Below are 17,541 nucleotides of genomic sequence, written 5' to 3'. Positions count from 1 at the left end.
GTGAAGCGTGAACAAGAGGGCAAGTCCACTATGGAAATCAGCCAGAGGGTTCGAGAGGTCGCGAAGAAGTATCAATAGCTTGACCGAGGGTTCGCATTGAGCTATTTCCGGTACTGAAATCCGCTCTTGGGCGTGATATCGGGTAGAAGCCGTTCATCGTCGCCGTAGTCTTCTTGGTCGTGCATTGGCAATTCTGAAGCAGGTCCAAGATTCTGCAGGTAGCTGGAGTATTTTTCCAGTTCTTTGGCGCGTACTTCATCGTCTTGAGACCGTGGAGCGAAGCTGACGAAGGGCTTGTAGGGAGTCATGCCGAGATAGTGGAAAATGCCGTTGTTGATCGGCCACAGCAACCGTTCGATATCGCCTTCGATTCCATCAGGAGCGTAAGTTTCGGCGGGAGTGCCAGTGGTACAGCTGATGAGACCGTGGCGGCCTTTGAACACTCCCTTGCCGTGTTTGCGCCCGCCTCCGTATGCCACGCCTTTGACGAGAACTCGCTCGAACCAGCCCTTGAGGATTGCGGGTGCTGAGAACCACCAGATTGGGAACTGGAGTACCAGTAGGTCGCACCATTCGATGTTGTCCAATTGTTCTCGAACATCAGCCGGGATTGTTTCGGCTTCCGCTTGCCGTTGTTGCATGACATCTGGTGCCAAGCCCTCGCCAGGTTGCATGACATCAGCAAATTCAGAGGAATCACTGATGGCCTTGAAATGGTCAGCGTGGAGATCTGTCACCCGTACTTCATGACCTGCTTGGGAGAATGTCTCAACTGCTGTTTCTTTCATTGCGGCGTTGAAAGATTGGGGGTCTGGGTGAGCGAGGACAACGAAAACCTTCATGCACCCACACTACCTATGTGATTCAGGGGATAGTCTTAGTGCGAGATGTCGCCCGCACCAGCGACAAGCCACATCAGGTAGAACACGATGAGCTGGAACGTGAAGATACCTAGCGCTGTTCCCGCAGCGCCCCAACTCATGAGTTGCCCTTTGCGCCGAAAGAGTAGGAAAGCTCCAAAAGCAACCAAAGGGATGCCAACGTTGATCAAGTAGAACGAGATTGTTGAGCCGAATAGTCCGGTGAAAATAGAGTCGAAAGTTCCTTGAGTAAGCCATTGGAACGCGAACCCTCCGACGAATCCTAGAACGAAACGGGCAATCGCCTTGATAGGCATGTTCATTGGGTTTCCTCATGCTCTTCCTCTGTTTCGAGAATCGGCTGGTACGAAATGCTATTCAGGTCGTTCATCGGCGTTCACCCCAACCGCGCCAGCAGCCCCATCTCCACGGCTGGCCACTCGTATTTCAGGATCGAATACACGCAGGTATCGCGCCACGTTCCATTCGGCAGCAGGGTGTGGCGCCTGAGCACTCCATCCAAGTGCGCCCCCAGACGCTCGATCGCTCGACGTGAAGGCTGATTCATGTGATGCGCGCGCAGCTCGACTCGTTCGCATCCAATCACCTCGAAAGCATGCCGCAGCATGAGCAACTTGGCTTCTGCATTCACACCCGAGCCTTGCACCGACGCGCGCATCCACGTGTAGCCAATTTCAATGTTTCGGTTCGCAACGTCCGGGTCGTAATACGTCGTCATCCCAAGTACCTGCCCAGTAGGCGCCGAGCGCAAGACCAGCGGGATCATTGTTCCCTCATCCAGTCTCCGCAGCCGCGTGGCAATCTCTTCGCCCATTTGTCCCGGCGACGGCACCCGCGTAAACCAGAGTTTCCACAACTCGCCATCCTTCACCGCTTCCACCAGCTCGTCGTGATGCTCAACGGTCAATGGCTCCAGCGTCACTCGCTCACCTTCGAGGTGAATTGGCGCGGTATATGCAGAAGAATTCATACCTCCATAATGCACAATGGACTCTGATGCCGAACGCCCACAGCACCCGCAATCCTCGCTTCACCAAAGCCGTGGAGATGACTCACCGTGCGGCCATCCGCTCCATCGAGCGCGTCGTCGCGGAAACCGCTGAGCCCACGCCTCCTGCTCAGGCCCTCAAGCGCACTGCCGAACTGTTCCGCCAGGGTCCGGCCCTCGTCCTCACCGGCGCGGGCGTGTCCACCGATTCCGGCATCCCTGATTACCGCGGCCCCCATGGTTCGCTCAAGCGTCATCGCCCCATGACCTATCAGGAGTTTCGCCACGATCCTGCGGCTTCTCATCGCTATTGGGCGCGTAGTTTCGTCGGCTGGCGCACCATGCACGAGGCGGATCCGAATCGCACGCACTTCGCCCTCGTGGAGCTGGAGCGAGCAGAGCTCATCACCGGCGTTGTCACCCAAAACGTAGACGGTCTGCACACGAGTGCGGGTGCCAGAAGTGTCGTCGACCTGCATGGCGACCTTGCGACCGTAGCCTGCCTGACCTGCGGCTACAAGGAAGACCGACGCGAACTCGACCGCCGACTCGAGGCCGCCAACCCTGGCTACATCGATTCCATCCTCGTCGACGATTCCATGGTCAATCCGGACGGCGACGTCACCCTGCCCGAGTCCGTGGTCGCCCGTTTCGTGATGCCAGGTTGCGCGCATTGCGGCTCGCCGTTGTTGAAGCCGGACGTGGTGTATTTCGGTGAGTCGGTGCCTTCCACGCGCAGGCGACAGGCCGTTTCTCTTCTCGACGCCAGCTCCTTCCTCCTCGTCGCCGGATCCTCGCTGGCTGTGATGAGCGGCTTCAAGTTTGTGCTGGACGCTCGGCGCGCCGGCAAGCCCGTGGTGGTGATCAACGGGGGACCGGGCCGGGCGGATGCGCGCGTGGACGTGCTGTGGCGGACCGACGTGGCCAGCGCGTTTGATGCGCTGCTCGATGAGCTGGAGCTTTAAGTGGCTAACTCACCGTCGGCAACCGAGATTCGAACTTCTCCTTGCCGATTACGCCACGCTGATGCGTGCCGACGCTGATCGTGTTGTACGAATCCCGAGCGCTGATCTCAAATGTCACTGCCCGCTTTTCTACGGCTATGACCTTCACCTCAATGGTGACGGTGTCGCCGGGCACGGTGGGCGCTTGGTGGGAGAAGTTCACGTGCGTTCCCAGCGAGATTTCGCCCTCGTCGAGGTGATCACGGATGGCTTCCATGCAGGCCCACTCGATGATGCCAACCATGTACCCAGTCGCAAGCACCTCGGGCATGGCGGTGAAGTCCGACGCCTCGGGCAGTAGATTCGGCACCGTCCGATTCCCCGGAACCACGTAGGTCATGGTGTGTTCGATACCGGTGGTGAGTGAGTCCTTCACGGTCGTCTCCTTAGTGTGAACTGTGGCTCAGCGTGGGTGGGGTGGTGGTGCTGAGCCGTTCATTAGAGTGTAGGCCGGTGAGGTGGAGGTGTGGCGCAGTTTGGGAAATCGACGAAGTGCCTACCTAGCTTGGAGGTTGCGAACCTCCTGCGCACGTAGCAACTCTTCGCGCAGTTGCTCATCCACTGCATAGATGTAGAGCCCGTGAACACCGCGGGTGAGAAGCACATTGATCTCATTTCGCAGCAGCTCATCCGAGACCACGACCTTGCGCCCATCCGCCAGGGTGCGCCGGTTCGTCGCATACTTGTTCTTGCTCGCCTTTGGATCGACGACAACCTTGCCATCTCGCCACTTCACCGAAGGCCCTAGGATGACCCCTGCGTAGTTGAGATCGGATCCTTGGATAGTGAACGTCGATCCAACCTCATTGATGGTGTGTTCTTGCTCAGCCCAAGAAAGCCCCTTGACCTTGCGCTTCTCGGATCCTGTAAGCCGAGTTTCGGTGTTCCACGGCAGCTTGAAGTCACCGACTTCTACGTTCCATGTTTCTCCGTTCGCCCCTTTGGGAGTGCTGGAGTAGGCCCAGTCAAAGGTCGCAAGGACTCGAGACAAGCCCTGATCAGTCTTGTCGCTCTTGGCCTTGACGGATTCCCACATCTTGGTCGGGTCATCAAAAATCCGCAGGTCGTATTCTTTGTCCGCGGGGATGGGGCTGATGTCGCCATTGTCCACGAGGTCGCGAACCCACTGCACGGTCTCCGGTTTAGCATCCATCCGCATTTGATTCGTCAGATGAATGGAAGCAGCGGCTCGTTCTCTGAGCTTTTCGAATTCATGCTCTTCCCAGTATTGATTCGCCGCCATGATCTGGCTCTTGTCGAAGACCACGACCACCACACGCGCTCTGTCTAAGAGGTCAAGCAATTGATTCTTGCCACGGTAGCTCTGCTTGCCTTGGGTCCACAGGAGGTGAGCCTCGTCGACGAGAACTACGTCTGCAATTTCAGCGCCACTTTCGAACGTCGGTTTGTCATTGATGAACTTGGTTGGCTTGCTTACCCTCGTTTCTTCCTTGTCCAATACGCCGAGTCGACGGGCGATATTTTTGTAGATCGTGACTTGCTCATCGTGGTTGACGAGCATGTAGGCGTCGAGGTCTTGGTAAGCGAACAGGTCGTCTTTGTTGTCTTCATTTTGGAAGAGCTCGAAGAATAAGCTGCTGAGCAAGACGGTCTTACCGGCGCCAGCGTCACCAGAAACGACGATTAGTTGCCCGCGCTTACCGGTTGCGAGAGCCTCTTGAATTGCACTATGAATCTCTTGTTTGGCGAGGAGCTGTTGTTCGGAGAGCTTGTGAAATGGAGACGCTTTAAATAGAGCTGAATCGCGGACAATTGATTCAGCGGGAAAGAGCTTCTTGTTTTTGGAACGCAGGCCGTTCCACACGTGGGTGAAAATTTCGTCAAATTCTTCCCGCGTGTAGTAATCCAGCTGTTGGTTCGTTCGCCGATTGTTGAGATGCTTTACGGCGTTCACGCCGAGCATGTAGGTCATCAACCTGTTTTCGATATCCAGGGTTAGTGACTTGTTGAAATGCTCATGGCCAATGATGAACATCTTCGCTGTCTCTGAGTGGGCTAGTCCGAGCCAATCTTCCCGAGACTTCGTATCTACCGTGAGATGTTGACTAGTGCGTGCCTCAATGTTGGAGGTCTCTCCGATGTACACCGAGTACTCCGGCTCAGGATTTCGAACTTTTGGTTGGTCATGCACCACATAAACGGTGGGGAAGCGGAACAGAACTTGATGCTCTCGGTTCCCCTTTGTGTCCTGACGCTCTGCAAACTCCGTCTTAAGCCGCTTGAGGTCTTCTTTTGAATACTCAACCTCATGGATGTAGGGAGTGAGTCTGCTCATGACACCAGTTTCTGCGTATTGCTAACAACTCTAGGGAAGTTTAGTCGTAGACCGGACTCCTGCCATGAGGCCGGAGAAATGACTCTAGGAGTCGTCTCGTTCTTCAAAGACTTCCTTAGCCACGAAGGTGGCGTTGAGTGCTCGTGGGAAGCTGGCATAGACTGCTGCGTGCAAGATCGTTTGGGTGATTTCATCTCTACTAATTCCTATATTAAGTGCTGCACCAACGTGGACCTTCAATTGTGGTTCACATCCACCCAAGGCAGTAAAGTTTCCGAGAGTTACAAATTGCCGTGAGCGAGCATCGCGCCCTGGCCGGCGTAGATACTACCGAAACCGAAAGCTGCGACATGGTGGCCGAGAGCAGGATAGATGTCAGTGAGTGAATCGATGACAGTCTCTCCTTGGTGGCCATCAATCTCAGATAAAACTTTCTGCCCGTGAAGACGGCGGGCAATATCTTCCGGTGAGTCAATGTCATGCTGATTTAGGGTCACTGGTTGAGGCCAATGCGTTCGTAGTAACGCAGGGTATGCGGATTGATCTGTAAATGAGCGGCAGTAGTGCGTATGTCCCAGGCGCACGATTCGTCGTCCCGGGCCAAGTCTCGAAGTCCTTCGATGTTTACCTCGCCTGGCGGATCCACAGCGAGCCGCAAAGCGTCGATTAGTGCCTCGTCATCCATGCTGAAAACTTTAAGTCTTCGAGCGCGCTTCAACGCAAGCCCTATAGCGAGAAATCGCCGTCTCGCTCCCAAGTACACTCAAACCGTTCCCTTCTCGTCGCGCGGGTTTTGAAGTAGGTTCTTGTGGAAATTCTGATCGGCATCGTTGCCCTGATCTTCGTCAGCATCGTCATGGTAGCCATCGGCGAACGCCTCGGTCTACCGTGGCCCACTTTGCTGACCGTGGTGATCGCGGGCGCCATCTTCGTGCCAGGGCTCCCCAGCCTGGACGTGCCCAGTGACATGATCCTGCCGATTTTCCTCCCACCCCTGCTGTGGGCACTCGCGCGACGTACCAGCTGGGCGGTCATCCGTTCGCAGCTTTCGACGGTGATCAGCCTGTCCGTGCTCCTTGTCGTCGCCACAATCGCCGCCGTGACCGGCACCTTGATGCTGATGTACCCCACCCTGGGCGTGGCTGCCGCCGTGGTCATCGGTGCGGCGCTGGCCCCACCAGACCCCGTGGCTGTGGACGCCGTCGCCGAGACCACCGTGGTTCCCCGCCGCCTCACGTCCGCGCTGCAGATGGAAGGTCTTTTTAACGACGCCGCCTCCATCGTCGCTTTTCACGTCGCCCTCGTGGCTCTTCTCGCTGGCGGCGATTTGTCCATCGCGCAGGGGGTGTGGGACTTTGTGGTTTCCGTTGCTGTGGCCGTGCTGATCGGTGTGTTGGGTGGGCTGGGGGCGGCGAAGATGTCCAACATGATGGATTCCACCACAGCGCGCACCGCGTTTAGCTGGATTGTTCCATTCGCGGTGTACATCGTTGCCGAAGAACTTTATGCGTCTGGCGTGATTGCCATCGTTATTGCAGCCGTGGAGATGAATTCCCGATTGAACATCGGTGCCGAAGATAGGCTGTCCGGCCAGGCATTTTGGGAGACGGTGGAGATGGTATTCACCGGTCTGGCCTTTGGACTGATCGGCCTGACTGTCCGCGATGCGATCCACGAAGTGGGCACTGACCTGTGGCACGCCGTGTACGTGGGGTTGATCGTGTCCCTAGTACTGATTGCCGTGCGTTTCTGCTGGATGTTCGGGTTCTACAAGGTCAACAAGCACAAGACGCGCAGGGACATCGCCCCACTGCGCATGAAGGAAGTAGTGGTGCTGACCTGGGGTGGCATGCGTGGGCTGGTGAGCCTGGCGCTGATCCTGTCTATCCCTGGTGGCGCATTGACCAATGCGCATGAAGTCTCCGTTATCGCACTGATGGTGCTGCTGTGCACCATGGTGATCCCCGGCATGACGTTGCCGTGGCTGCTGAACAAGCTGGACCTCACGCAAGGACCAGACGCCCTCAATGATCAGGCTCGGGAGGCACTGATTGCGCGCGGACATCGGGCCGCATTAAAGGAACTCTATCGACATGCCAATGACCTGTCGCCACAATTTGTGGCCTCGATTGAACACTGGTTGACAGAGGAAGCCGATGCGCGCATGGATGCCTCGGCGTCTCTTGAGGCTTTTCGCCGGGCAAAGGCGAAAAAGGCGCTGGTTGCAGAAGGGGAAATCACACTGGATGAGGATGGTCAGCCAGTGGACGCCCGTTGCGAGCGTCTAGTTGAGGAACGCGTGGAGGGCACTGGCGATACCCTGTTGCGCGATGCGGAGGTCGACGTGGATGTATCCGAACTAATTTCTGAACGAATGGCCTATGCCTCGCAAATGCGGGTCAAGGCCACCGAAATTAGGAAGGTTGCCCTGGAGGCTGCGCAGTCTACGGTGCTGGCCGCACGACGCGAGCCGGGGCAGGACCCCGCGATCGTTGACCAAGTTCTTCGGGACATCGACCGCATGCTGATTGCAGCGACGGCGCAGCGCTAGCGTTTTGGGCCATATCCACCGTTTAGCGGCGGGTACTTAATCGAACATCTGTTCTAAACATTACATGTTGTCGAAATAGTTGTCCTGCCCGTTCGTATAGTCATGTGTGAACGTTGTTTCGATTCGTTGATCACCACTACACACGATCTTTTACACGAGGGGCTTGGTTGTTATGGGGGAGTTGTTTTTCGACGCCTGCGCGCCGGACGATCCACTATCCATTCACTACATGAACACTAATCGCGCTGACTACGCGGCCTGGCGCTCAGTGCTGCCGAATCCTGTTCTCGACGATGTGGGGGTGCATTCCTGCCGCATTGCATCAAGGTTGGGGACTTCGGAGACGTTGGCGAGGCAGAACTTTGATGCGCTGTTGATGTTGCACTCGTTTCCGCAGTTGGCGGCGTTGATTGAGCAGATGGCGCACATTGATTTGTGGCGGTTGCGAGCTATTGAGCGGGCGGTGATTGGCGTCGAAGAAGACGCGCTGGAGGCGGTGGACCGGGAGATTACACGCTACCTCACGCCGCGATACGAGGGGCAGCATTTGCCGGGGGCGACGGCGATTCGTAATCGGGTGCGCAAGATTGTGTTGGAGCTTGATCCGGAGGCGGCGGAGCGGGATGAGGATGAGTCGCGCCGGAGTTTGGGGTTCACACCAACCAGCGGCGGGGGAGCCAAGATGATGGGCTACCTGCCGGCTGATGAAGCCAAGACGGTGCACGATTCTCTGAAGGCCATCGCGCGCAAGCACGACTGCTCGTTGGTGGATGCGCTGATCAAGCTGGTGCACGAGAAGGTAGATGTTCGCGTGGTGCTCAACATCTATTCCAATGCGGATGTGGGAGCGAATGCGGATCCGGACTACATGGATGGTGCCGGTCCGCTGTCGCCTGAGGCTGCCGCACGTCAGGCCGCGAATGTCACGAGCATCCGTGATCTGCGCGAAGGCATTGCAGAGCAGATCGTGGATGCCTACGTGGTGCCTGCCGCCATGGCCGCCTACGTGCGGGGGCGCGACGGAACGTGTCGCGGACCTGGATGTTCGATACCTGCCGCCAACTGCGATATTGACCACCGGATCCCCTTCGACGAGGGAGGTTTGACCACTCCGGCAAACTTGCACACCCTTTGCCGTACCTGCCACAACCGGAAGACGGACGGCGTGATGAAAGTGATCATGGACGCCCAAGGCGCGGATCACTGGATCTTCCCCGACGGATCCGTGGTGGTCACGTTGCCAGACGGCCCGATCGTGTGGCCTGGCAAGCGGATGTTGGATGGTCGGTGGCGTCAGAGCTGGGAGGAACGCACGATGCAGCGGCGAGCATTGCGTCGAGAAGAAAACCGACGGGAACACCAAGAACCGCGAGAAAGGAGCATCGCTTAAGGCCTGCTAGGCGATCGTGATGCCTCGGCTGTTCAGGATTTCGGTCGCGCGGGTGGGGTAGTCCGTGATCAGGCCGTCTACGCCAGTGTCGATGATGCGGTTGATGTCATCGGACTCGTTGACGGTCCACGGGATGACCTGGATGCCGTGCTGGTGCGCCCACTGCACATTTTGCTGGTTGACCAGCTTGAAGTTGGGGGACAGGACGTTGGCTCCCAGCTGCTCGGCGGCTGCCACGACATCGCCGTGCACATCGTCGTAATTGATCGGCTCGGTCCACACGGAGTTAGCCTTCCACGTGGTCTCGTCGTAAAGCGCAACGATGTCCAGCTCAGGGGCGGCCTGGTGAGCCAGCGGAAGCGAGCGCCAATCGAAGGACTGGATGGCGGAGCGGTCCACGGCGTTGTTCTGCTGGATCACGGGCACGATGGTGTTCACGAACTCCTCGGGAGTCGCGGAGTCCTCGCGGTTTTCGGCTTCGATCTTGGTTTCGATGTTGAAGCGGACCTGGGGATCGGCGGCAGCGATGTCGAAGACGTCCTGCAGCTGCAGCAACTTGTTTCCCTCGACGGGCTCGGCATCGGGGAAGCCGGAGAGCTTCTTGTCGCAGTTCAGGGTCTGCAGCTGGTCCCAGTTCAGCTCGTGCACCAGCTTGCCCACGTAAGGAAACTCGGGATCGTTAGGCGTGGCCGGTTCGGTGTCCGAGCACTTGTCTTCCTGGATGGATGGATCGTGCCAAACCACAGGGGTGTTGTCCTCCGCCAGGACGATATCCAGTTCCAGCGTGGTGACGTCCAGCTTCAAGGACTGCTCGAAAGCATGACCGGACTCCTCGGTCCACTCGCCGCGGCCGCCGCGGTGGGACTGCAGGTCGAAATCGTGCGCAGGAGTGGAGTCTGGAGCGGAGGAACCCAAGCTGCTGCCGAAGTTTAGGGAGCCAGCAGAGCCCAAGGAAGATTCAGTGGCGTGCGCGGCCGGGGCGACGATAACCCCTGAGCCGAGCGCGAGGGCAGAAGTGGAGACGGATACCGCGAGCTTCTTGAGCCAGCTCGAGCGCGGGGTGGTGGTGAGTCCGGTGGGCATTGCAGTTCCTCGCAAAATTCAGTGGGAAAACTTTCCACGCGTAACTCTAAGGCAGGGCGGTGGGGTGCGCAGGGCGAGTGCTACAGCCCCGAACCTACGGTCTTCTCGTTCGAAGGCTCGTCATCCTTCGAAGCCGGGAACGCTCGGGCCAAGGCCGCAGCGAAGCACTTCGGGCGCTGGGTATTGCCCTCGTTGGTGTTTGTGGCCACCATTGGCCACAACACTAGCGCGTCGTTGCCCAGCAGATCCATCATCGCCTCCACGCGTTCGTCGTACTGCGCGGTGGCACCAGCGGAGATATTTGCGGCATCGTTGACACCCGTCGCGAAGACCCAACACGTGCCTTCAGCTGGGTACATTTCCTTGAGCTGGGTGACGGATTCGATTGCCGACGGATACGTCGAGCCCGTCTTCGGGTCACTCCATCCCTCGGTTGTCGCGCGTGCGCCGAATACGCTGTCGCGCACGTCCTTCGCCCCGTATTCGAGGTACGTGGTGAATGCGGTTTCGTTGGGATCGTCCACCATCGCCGGAGAGAACATGCCGATCGAGGTGGAATCTCCCACGTGGATCACCTGCGTGCAGCTCATCGTGTCCTGCTCGTCACCGGCGGCGGTTTCGGTTGTTGGTGCCGGAGCGGTGGGGCGTTCGCTCGGGTCTAATTCCATGGCGGGGGCGGCGGACGAGGTTGGCGTCGAACCAACAATCGCAGGCACCGCACCCACCGACACGATCGCTGCCAGGATCACCGCCGCACCCGCGCCCACCAGGGTGGGGAAGGGGCGTTCGTTTTGATTCCGACGCCATGCTCGAACCGGCTCAACGATCCCATTTTTCCGAATAGGATCCTCTACCCAGCTCCAACTAGCAGCCGCGAGCAAAACAGAGACGACGACCGTGATCAAGGACGCCCAGAATCGGTGCTGCTCCAGCCACGAATGCGGCATGAACGCGATGACGGGCATGTGCCACAGATAGATGCCGTAGGAACGCTCGGCCAACGTGGAGCCTAGGTCCTGCTTGCGCAGCGAGGCCGTAAGAATCAGCACGGAAACCAAAGTATGGATCACGGCAGGCAGTAGGCGGCGGAATCGGCGCAGCCAGAACGTGGACAAGTCGAGGTTGCCGTTCTTGTCCCATGAACGCATCAGGTTGGCCGTTATCAGATAACCGGCGAGCGTGAAAACCCGCCCACGCCCAGCAGGCCGCCTACAAAACCTGGGGACGTTGAGGTGGTACAAAATCACCACGGCAACGTCGATTGTTTGCAGGCCCACGAGGCCGGAAACATAGCGGTGACTTGCATTAACGGGACGAGGCATAACTGGCGGGATTCCTTCATCGCGCGAGAGACACCTGGATAGCCTGCTCCTCGCGCCCCGTCAATCCAAAAGCAACGCGCCCAATTGGGGGAGATCAGTCTCGGGGGTCGTCAGGCAAGGCCTTGACCCACTCCAGTTCGGCCTCGACGTCCACCGGAGCAGATGGCCACTCCAGGTCCATTTTCTGCAGCGTGTCCAGCAAAACCAGTTGAATCACCAGGCGCGCGTAGTCCTTGTTATCGCTGGGCACCACGAACCACGGCGACTCGTCCGTGGCGGTGCGCTGGATCGCGATCTCGTAGGCGCGCTGGTAGTCCTCCCACTTCAGGCGCGCTTCGATATCGGAAGGGTCGTACTTCCAGTGCTTCTCTGGCTTCTCTAGCCGCTCGATGAGGTTTTCCTTCTGAAACTCCGGTGAGATGTGCAGCATGAACTTCAGCACCCGCGTGCCCTGCTGCGCCAGCTCCTTCTCGAATTCGGCGATGTCCGTGTAGCGCTGCTCGATGACCTCCGGCGTGGCGATTTCCTCCACGCGCTGGATCAGCACGTCCTCGTAGTGCGAGCGGTCAAAGATGCCGATCATCCCCGGTTCCGGCAGTTGTTTGCGTACGCGCCAGAGGAAATCGTGCTGCTGTTCCTCCTCGGTTGGCTTGCCGAAGGAGGCCAACTGGACGCCCTGTGGGTCCAGCGCTTTATACAGCGCTTTGACCGCGCCACCCTTGCCCGAGGTGTCCATTCCCTGCAGCACGATCAGCACGCTGCCCGGGTTGGTGCCGGCGCGGTGGTTGGCGAACAGACGCTCCTGCAGATCTTCCAGCTCGTCCTCGATGTTGTCCTGGGACTTATCGAGCCGCTTGTCCAGCTTGTCCCCGGAACCCTTCAAACCCGGCGTGGAGGCGGGGTCGATGTCCGCGAGGCAGATATCGGCCCCTACTTGCAGCTTGAGTGCATCGTCGATGGTCAGTGTGCTCATGGGGCACAAGCTTAGCGGGCTACCGGGACACGCTTCGTGCATATGCTGGAACGCATGAGCAATCGTGAACTTCGTAGCTGGAACGCGCTGGAGTCTGGCGTCGACGAAACATACGCCAGCCCGCTGCCCGGTGAACCCGCCGCCAACGACGACAAATACAGTGGCGGCGTGGTTGCGATTTGCGCTGGTAGCCCGGCGTTTCCTGGGGCCGGTGTGTTATGTACGACGGCAGCAACGCGCACCACCAGCTCCATGGTTCGCTACATCGGTGACTCTTCGGCCGCTATCGCGGCAAACCCGGAAGTGGTGGGGCACGAGGATGTGGATAGTGCAGGACGGGCGCAGGCGTGGGTGATTGGACCAGGCAGAGGAACGGACGATTCCGCGGCAGCAGAGCTCCGGGCGGTGCTGGAACGTGACGGGCCAGTGGTGGTGGACGCGGATGCGCTGACGCTGCTTGCACAGCGTGCCGATCTTCGTGAGTTGGTGCGGACCAGGGAATGCACCGTGCTGACCCCACACGCCGGGGAGTGCGAGCGTTTGGCGGAGGCCGAATCCGTGGAGCAGCACGACCGAGTGGAGACTGCATGTCAGTTGGCCCGCGCACTGAACTGCACCCTGCTCCTCAAGGGGCGCGAGACGATCATCGCTGAAGGGGAGCACGCGCACGTTATCGACGCGGGCTCGTCCTGGGGAGCGACTGCCGGTTCTGGTGATGTGCTGGCCGGAATTATTGGCGCCCTTATCGCCCGGCCGGGGCAGGCCGGGGGCTTGCGGGAAGCAACCACCGCGGTGTTAATCCACTCCGTTGCCGCACATCTGTCCGCCCGGACAGAGTTCGGGTTGGCTCCAACCAGCGCCTCTCGCATCGCTGAAGCCATCCCCGCAGCAATGGCGAAGTTAGGTACAACGGACGTATGAGAAATCAACAGGCATCCACCCATCCGCGTATCGCTTTCATCACCGGCGCCTCCCGCGGCCTCGGCAAAGCCATCGCGGAAGAGCTGAGCAAGGATCACCACATCATCGTGGGAGGGTCCAGTGACACCGCTGCAGAAGTGGCGCAGCAACTGCCCAGCGCGGAGCCGTTCATCGCGGACCTGGCTGACCTCGACGCCGTGCGGGAGCAAGTAGACGCAATGGGGTTGGAGCAGGTCGATGTGCTGGTCCATGCCGCGGGCGTGACGGCGCACAAGGCCACTACGGAGACGACCGCGGACGAGTGGCAGCGAGCCTTCGACGTCAACTTCTTCGGCGTCGCCGAGCTCACCCGACTGCTGCTTCCCGCGCTGCAGGCCACGCGCGGCACGTTGGTGGCCATGAACTCCGGCGCAGGCAACCACTCGGGCGCGGGCTACGGCCCCTACGCCACCACCAAGCACGCGCTGAAGGCCTACACCGACGCGCTCCGGGATGAGCAGCGGGATGCGATCCGCGTGACTTCCATCCACCCTGGCAAGGCTGATTCCGATATGCAGCGAGAAATCCAAGCTCAGCGCGGCAACGAATACGACGCAGACGAGTTCATCAAGCCAGAGTCCATCGCTCAGGCAGTACGCGTGGCCGTGGACTTGGGCGATGACTCCGTGATCGAGGAGCTGGTGATCCGCCCGGCTAACGGGAAGTAGCGCGCGAGACGAAGATCGCGGTTCCGGGAAACACGGATCCGCGCAGCTCAGACCACTGACCCCACGCGGGTGTGCTCGGCCTCCACTCCGGTTCCACTACGTCTTCGAGCAGTAAGCCGGCGGCAGCGTGGGCGCGGATCCAATCGCCGACGGTGTGGTGATACTCCGCATACGTGCGCTCGCCGTCCTCGGCGAATTCCTCATACACGCTCTGAAAATACGGAACCTGGGCCAGCAGGCCGATGGGCCCCGGATCGTCGGGGAAGACCCACGCCATGGGGTGATTGCTGGCCAGCACGCAGCGGCCACCGGGCTTGAGTACGCGCCGGACCTCTCGCAAAGCACCCGGGAGATCCGCGAGGAAGGGGAGGGCGCCGAAGGAGGAGAAGGTGGCGTCGAAACTCTGCGAAACAAACGGCAATGCCGCCGCATCAGATTGCACGGCGAACACCGCGGAACGGTCAGACCGGCTCAGCATGCCGCGAGAAATGTCCTGCGCGATGGCGATACCGCCGTGCGCGGCGACCCACGCGGAACACGGGGCAGTGCCAGCGCCGAGCTCGAGGATGCGCTTGCCACGGACATCGCCCAACAAGTGGGCTTGATCCTCGGTGAGGCGCTCGGGGCACCAGTGGAAATCATCTAAGTAATCGGCGTGCTCGGAGACGTACCGAGCAGCGTCCGAATCCCAGTGAGCCCGGCTGACCCGGGCATCGGCGTGCTCCACTAAGGCAGCAGGCGCAGGGTCTTGCCCAACAGCATCGCGCGGCTCATGATGCGGGAGTACGCCTTGCGGCTCAGCGACTCAGGGCCGCGCATGGACATGCCGCGCTGCTCCGTGACGTTCTGACCAGCGGTGTACTTCAGCAGGCCGGAATCACCGTGGCGGTTGGACATGCCGGATTCCTTCATGCCGCCCGACGGTGCACCGATGGCGGTCCATGCTGCGGCGTAGCCATCGTTGATGCCCACGGAACCGGCGGCGATCTTCGGAGCGACATCCCAACCGGTGGATGGATCGGCCCAGACGGAAGCGTTCAAGCCATAAGGGGTGTCATTGGCCAGCTTCACAGCTTCCTGCAGGTCAGAGACAGGCTGGACGTAGACGACGGGGCCGAAGACCTCGTCGTTGAGCAGACGAGCATCCTCGGGAACGTCCGTGAGAATGGTGGGCTCGTAGAAGTAAGGTCCCAAGTCAGGGCGAGCCTTGCCGCCCGCGGCGATGGTGGCACCCTTCTCACGGGCATCCTCCACGAACTCGTCCACGGTCTTGAGCTGATCCGCGCTGGCCAGGGAACCGACCTGCGTCTCCCAATCAAAGCCGGGACCGATGGACTGCGCCTTGGTGCGCTCCACGAACTTGGTGAGGAACTCCTCGTAGCTGTCCTGCTCCACGTAGATGCGCTCCGCGGACACACACAGCTGGCCGGTGTTGGAGAAGCAGGCCTCTACGGCGCCGCGAGCGGACTTTTCCATGTCTGCATCGCTAGCCACGATCAGTGGGTTCTTGCCGCCCAATTCTGCGGAGAAGCCAACCAGGCGACGGCCCATGGTCTCGCCCAGCAGCTTGCCGGTCTTTGTGGAACCGGTGAACATCAAGTAATCGCACTGCTCAGCGATGGCGGAACCCACCACGCGGCCAGAGCCGGTGGTCAGCTGCACCAGGTTGCGGGGCAGGCCTGCCTCGAAGAGCAGTTTGAATACCAGCAGGGAGGTAAACGGGGTGGAGGAGTCCGGCTTGGAGACCACGGCGTTGCCGGCCAGCAGGGCTGGGATGGCATCGGAGATGCCCAAGGTCAGAGGGTAGTTCCACGGGGAGATTTGTCCGACCACGCCCAGCGGGTGGCGGTACTCGCGTGGCTTAGCCAGCACGGGCACGGCGGTGCGGCGGGACTTCGGAGACATGAGCTTTTCCACGCGGCCGGCGTAGTAGCGAGCGTTGTTGGCTACGTCGAGGATTTCATCGAAGGCGCCGGTGCGGTTCTTGCCGGATTCCAGCTGCACCATGTCTGCCAGGAGCTCGCGGTTCTTGAGTACGGAATCGTGGAAGCGCATAAAGATGCGCTTGCGCTCGGAAAACGGCACGTGCACCCAAGACTGCTGGGCGCGACGTGCAGCACGGAAGGCCTTGTTGACGAGCTCCTCATCGCCGGAGCCTACCCAGCCGATGGTCTCGCCGGTCATCGGAGCTTCGATGACGAGGTTGTAACCGTTTTCATCCAGGGTGCCGAAGCGAGCGTTGGCAGTGAGGTCACGCAGTTCCTGCGCGAGGTCGGTAGGAAGCGGTCCAAGTTCCAGTCGCTGAGGTGTCATGTTTCCGAATACTAGCGAAATCATCTGACCTGTGGACACGAGAGTGCAAGACTACTAAAGATATTTGGAAAAAATGTTGCCCATAGGGAACTAATCGTGACGCTGATGCGTTTACAATGTGACACTTGGAGTTCTAGAACCACTAGAAGTCAACAAAAGCGCACAATTGGAGTGAATGTCACATGAATCGTTCCACGAACCCGGTGATGGGATCCCTGGCCAAGCAAGGCCAGCACCCATTTGCTGAGTCCAACCAGCAGCAGGGTGGCCAGCAGGGGCAGAACCCCTACGGCACCATGGGCAACCTGGCGACCGCGCAGGGTGGTGCGCAGAGCGCTGCTTACCACCAGGGCATGCAGAACGCTGCGAACTACGGAAATGCGGGCACCTCTGATCGCCCCATGACCGTTGATGACGTGGTGGCTAAGACCGGCATCACGCTGGGCATCATCGTGGTCATGGCCGTAGTGAACTACTTCCTGTCCGTTACCTCCCCGAACATCGGCATGATCCTGACCTTGGTGGGCGCTATCGGTGGCTTCGTCACCGTGCTGGTCTCCACCTTCGGTAAGAAGTACGGTTCCGCTGCCGTCACCATTATTTACGCCCTGTTCGAAGGACTCTTCGTGGGTGGCATCAGCTTCATGTTCGCCAACGTCACCGTCTCCGGTGCGGATGCGGGCGCACTGATTGGCCAGGCAGTCCTCGGCACCATCGGCGTGTTCGTGGGCATGCTGTTCGTCTACAAGACCGGCGCTATCCGCGTGACCCCGAAGTTCACCCGCTTCATGGTGGGCGCACTGATCGGCGTACTAGTGCTGGCACTGGGCAACCTGGTCTTCGGCCTGTTCACCGGCGAAGCTGGCCCACTGCGCGATGGCGGCCCACTGGCTATCATCTTCTCCCTCGTCTGCATCGGCCTGGCCGCCTTCAGCTTCCTGCTGGACTTTGACCAGGCAGACCGCTTGGTGCGCGCCGGAGCTCCATCCAAGATGGCATGGGGTGTGGCCCTTGGCCTGGCCGTCACCCTGGTCTGGCTGTACATCGAAATCCTGCGTCTGCTGAGCTACCTGCAGAGGGACTAACACCTTAGACAACAACAAAGCCCTGCC

Annotated in this window: 18 protein-coding genes; 6 read left to right on the top strand and 12 right to left on the bottom strand. The window is 59.6% G+C overall.

The annotated features are described in order from the left end of the window. Positions 1 to 101 precede the first annotated feature (101 nt). The 3 genes from IM764_RS02895 to IM764_RS02885 form a co-directional block, all read right to left on the bottom strand. On the bottom strand, positions 102 to 842 hold the full coding sequence (locus tag IM764_RS02895; protein ID WP_194186830.1) for an NAD(P)H-dependent oxidoreductase: 741 nt from the start codon (positions 840 to 842) through the stop codon (positions 102 to 104). Positions 843 to 877: 35 nt separating this feature from the next. Next, a complete protein-coding gene (locus tag IM764_RS02890; protein ID WP_194186829.1) occupies positions 878 to 1,177 on the bottom strand; it encodes a hypothetical protein in 300 nt (99 codons plus the stop codon). Positions 1,178 to 1,257: 80 nt separating this feature from the next. Continuing rightward, positions 1,258 to 1,851, bottom strand: a complete 594-nt coding sequence (locus IM764_RS02885) for a GNAT family N-acetyltransferase (protein WP_194186828.1) — start codon at positions 1,849 to 1,851, stop codon at positions 1,258 to 1,260. 26 nt (positions 1,852 to 1,877) lie between these two features. On the opposite strand from IM764_RS02885, the gene IM764_RS02880 reads away from it, so the two are divergent. After that, positions 1,878 to 2,834, top strand: a complete 957-nt coding sequence (locus tag IM764_RS02880; protein WP_194186827.1) for a Sir2 family NAD-dependent protein deacetylase — start codon at positions 1,878 to 1,880, stop codon at positions 2,832 to 2,834. Between the two features lie 4 nt (positions 2,835 to 2,838). Here IM764_RS02880 and IM764_RS02875 read toward each other — a convergent pair whose 3' ends face one another. From IM764_RS02875 to IM764_RS02860, 4 genes are all read right to left on the bottom strand, one after another. Next, positions 2,839 to 3,249, bottom strand: a complete 411-nt coding sequence (locus IM764_RS02875; protein ID WP_194186826.1) for a thioesterase family protein — start codon at positions 3,247 to 3,249, stop codon at positions 2,839 to 2,841. 120 nt (positions 3,250 to 3,369) lie between these two features. Then, positions 3,370 to 4,869: a DNA/RNA helicase domain-containing protein gene (locus tag IM764_RS02870; protein WP_228073272.1), complete on the bottom strand. Its 1,500-nt coding sequence runs from the start codon at positions 4,867 to 4,869 to the stop codon at positions 3,370 to 3,372. Positions 4,870 to 5,253: 384 nt separating this feature from the next. Beyond that, the gene (locus IM764_RS10330) at positions 5,254 to 5,430 is read right to left on the bottom strand and encodes a carboxymuconolactone decarboxylase family protein (RefSeq protein WP_228073271.1); all 177 of its coding nucleotides are present in this window, start codon (positions 5,428 to 5,430) and stop codon (positions 5,254 to 5,256) included. A 232-nt stretch (positions 5,431 to 5,662) separates the two neighbouring features. Beyond that, positions 5,663 to 5,854 (bottom strand): hypothetical protein, encoded by a 192-nt coding sequence (locus IM764_RS02860; RefSeq protein ID WP_228073270.1) that lies wholly within the window; start codon positions 5,852 to 5,854, stop codon positions 5,663 to 5,665. A gap of 123 nt (positions 5,855 to 5,977) precedes the next feature. Here IM764_RS02860 and IM764_RS02855 point away from each other — a divergent pair, with 123 nt between their 5' ends. Beyond that, on the top strand, positions 5,978 to 7,720 hold the full coding sequence (locus tag IM764_RS02855; protein WP_370551521.1) for a cation:proton antiporter: 1,743 nt from the start codon (positions 5,978 to 5,980) through the stop codon (positions 7,718 to 7,720). Positions 7,721 to 7,892: 172 nt separating this feature from the next. Continuing rightward, complete coding sequence (locus IM764_RS02850) at positions 7,893 to 9,110, top strand: HNH endonuclease signature motif containing protein (RefSeq protein ID WP_194186824.1); 1,218 nt, start codon at positions 7,893 to 7,895, stop codon at positions 9,108 to 9,110. 6 nt (positions 9,111 to 9,116) lie between these two features. On the opposite strand, the gene IM764_RS02845 is transcribed toward IM764_RS02850, so the two are convergent. From IM764_RS02845 to IM764_RS02835, 3 genes are all read right to left on the bottom strand, one after another. Next, positions 9,117 to 10,193: a glycerophosphodiester phosphodiesterase family protein gene (locus tag IM764_RS02845; protein WP_194186823.1), complete on the bottom strand. Its 1,077-nt coding sequence runs from the start codon at positions 10,191 to 10,193 to the stop codon at positions 9,117 to 9,119. An 80-nt stretch (positions 10,194 to 10,273) separates the two neighbouring features. Further along, complete coding sequence (locus tag IM764_RS02840; protein WP_194186822.1) at positions 10,274 to 11,515, bottom strand: acyltransferase; 1,242 nt, start codon at positions 11,513 to 11,515, stop codon at positions 10,274 to 10,276. A gap of 94 nt (positions 11,516 to 11,609) precedes the next feature. After that, complete coding sequence (locus IM764_RS02835; RefSeq protein WP_194186821.1) at positions 11,610 to 12,488, bottom strand: PPK2 family polyphosphate kinase; 879 nt, start codon at positions 12,486 to 12,488, stop codon at positions 11,610 to 11,612. A 54-nt stretch (positions 12,489 to 12,542) separates the two neighbouring features. Here IM764_RS02835 and IM764_RS02830 point away from each other — a divergent pair, with 54 nt between their 5' ends. Both IM764_RS02830 and IM764_RS02825 read left to right on the top strand, forming a co-directional pair. Next, positions 12,543 to 13,409, top strand: coding sequence for an NAD(P)H-hydrate dehydratase (locus tag IM764_RS02830; protein ID WP_194186820.1), 867 nt, complete (start codon positions 12,543 to 12,545; stop codon positions 13,407 to 13,409). Next, positions 13,406 to 14,116, top strand: coding sequence for an SDR family oxidoreductase (locus IM764_RS02825; RefSeq protein WP_194186819.1), 711 nt, complete (start codon positions 13,406 to 13,408; stop codon positions 14,114 to 14,116). Before IM764_RS02830 ends, IM764_RS02825 begins: the two co-directional genes overlap by 4 nt. Here IM764_RS02825 and IM764_RS02820 read toward each other — a convergent pair. Together IM764_RS02820 and IM764_RS02815 are read right to left on the bottom strand one after the other, a co-directional pair. Then, positions 14,103 to 14,843 (bottom strand): methyltransferase domain-containing protein, encoded by a 741-nt coding sequence (locus IM764_RS02820; RefSeq protein ID WP_194186818.1) that lies wholly within the window; start codon positions 14,841 to 14,843, stop codon positions 14,103 to 14,105. The genes IM764_RS02825 and IM764_RS02820 overlap by 14 nt on opposite strands. After that, positions 14,843 to 16,429 (bottom strand): succinic semialdehyde dehydrogenase, encoded by a 1,587-nt coding sequence (locus IM764_RS02815; RefSeq protein WP_228073269.1) that lies wholly within the window; start codon positions 16,427 to 16,429, stop codon positions 14,843 to 14,845. The genes IM764_RS02820 and IM764_RS02815 overlap by 1 nt, the downstream gene beginning before the upstream one ends. 182 nt (positions 16,430 to 16,611) lie before the next feature. Here IM764_RS02815 and IM764_RS02810 point away from each other — a divergent pair, with 182 nt between their 5' ends. Then, positions 16,612 to 17,514: a Bax inhibitor-1/YccA family protein gene (locus IM764_RS02810; protein WP_194186816.1), complete on the top strand. Its 903-nt coding sequence runs from the start codon at positions 16,612 to 16,614 to the stop codon at positions 17,512 to 17,514. The last annotated feature ends 27 nt before the right edge of the window (positions 17,515 to 17,541 follow it).

Origin of the sequence: Corynebacterium sp. ED61 (assembly GCF_015233855.1) — a bacterium.
In the GTDB taxonomy this organism is placed as follows: Bacteria; Actinomycetota; Actinomycetes; order Mycobacteriales; family Mycobacteriaceae; genus Corynebacterium; species Corynebacterium dentalis.
The sequence above is the reverse complement of the archived record's forward strand: the minus strand, read 5'-3'. Positions and strand labels throughout refer to the sequence as shown.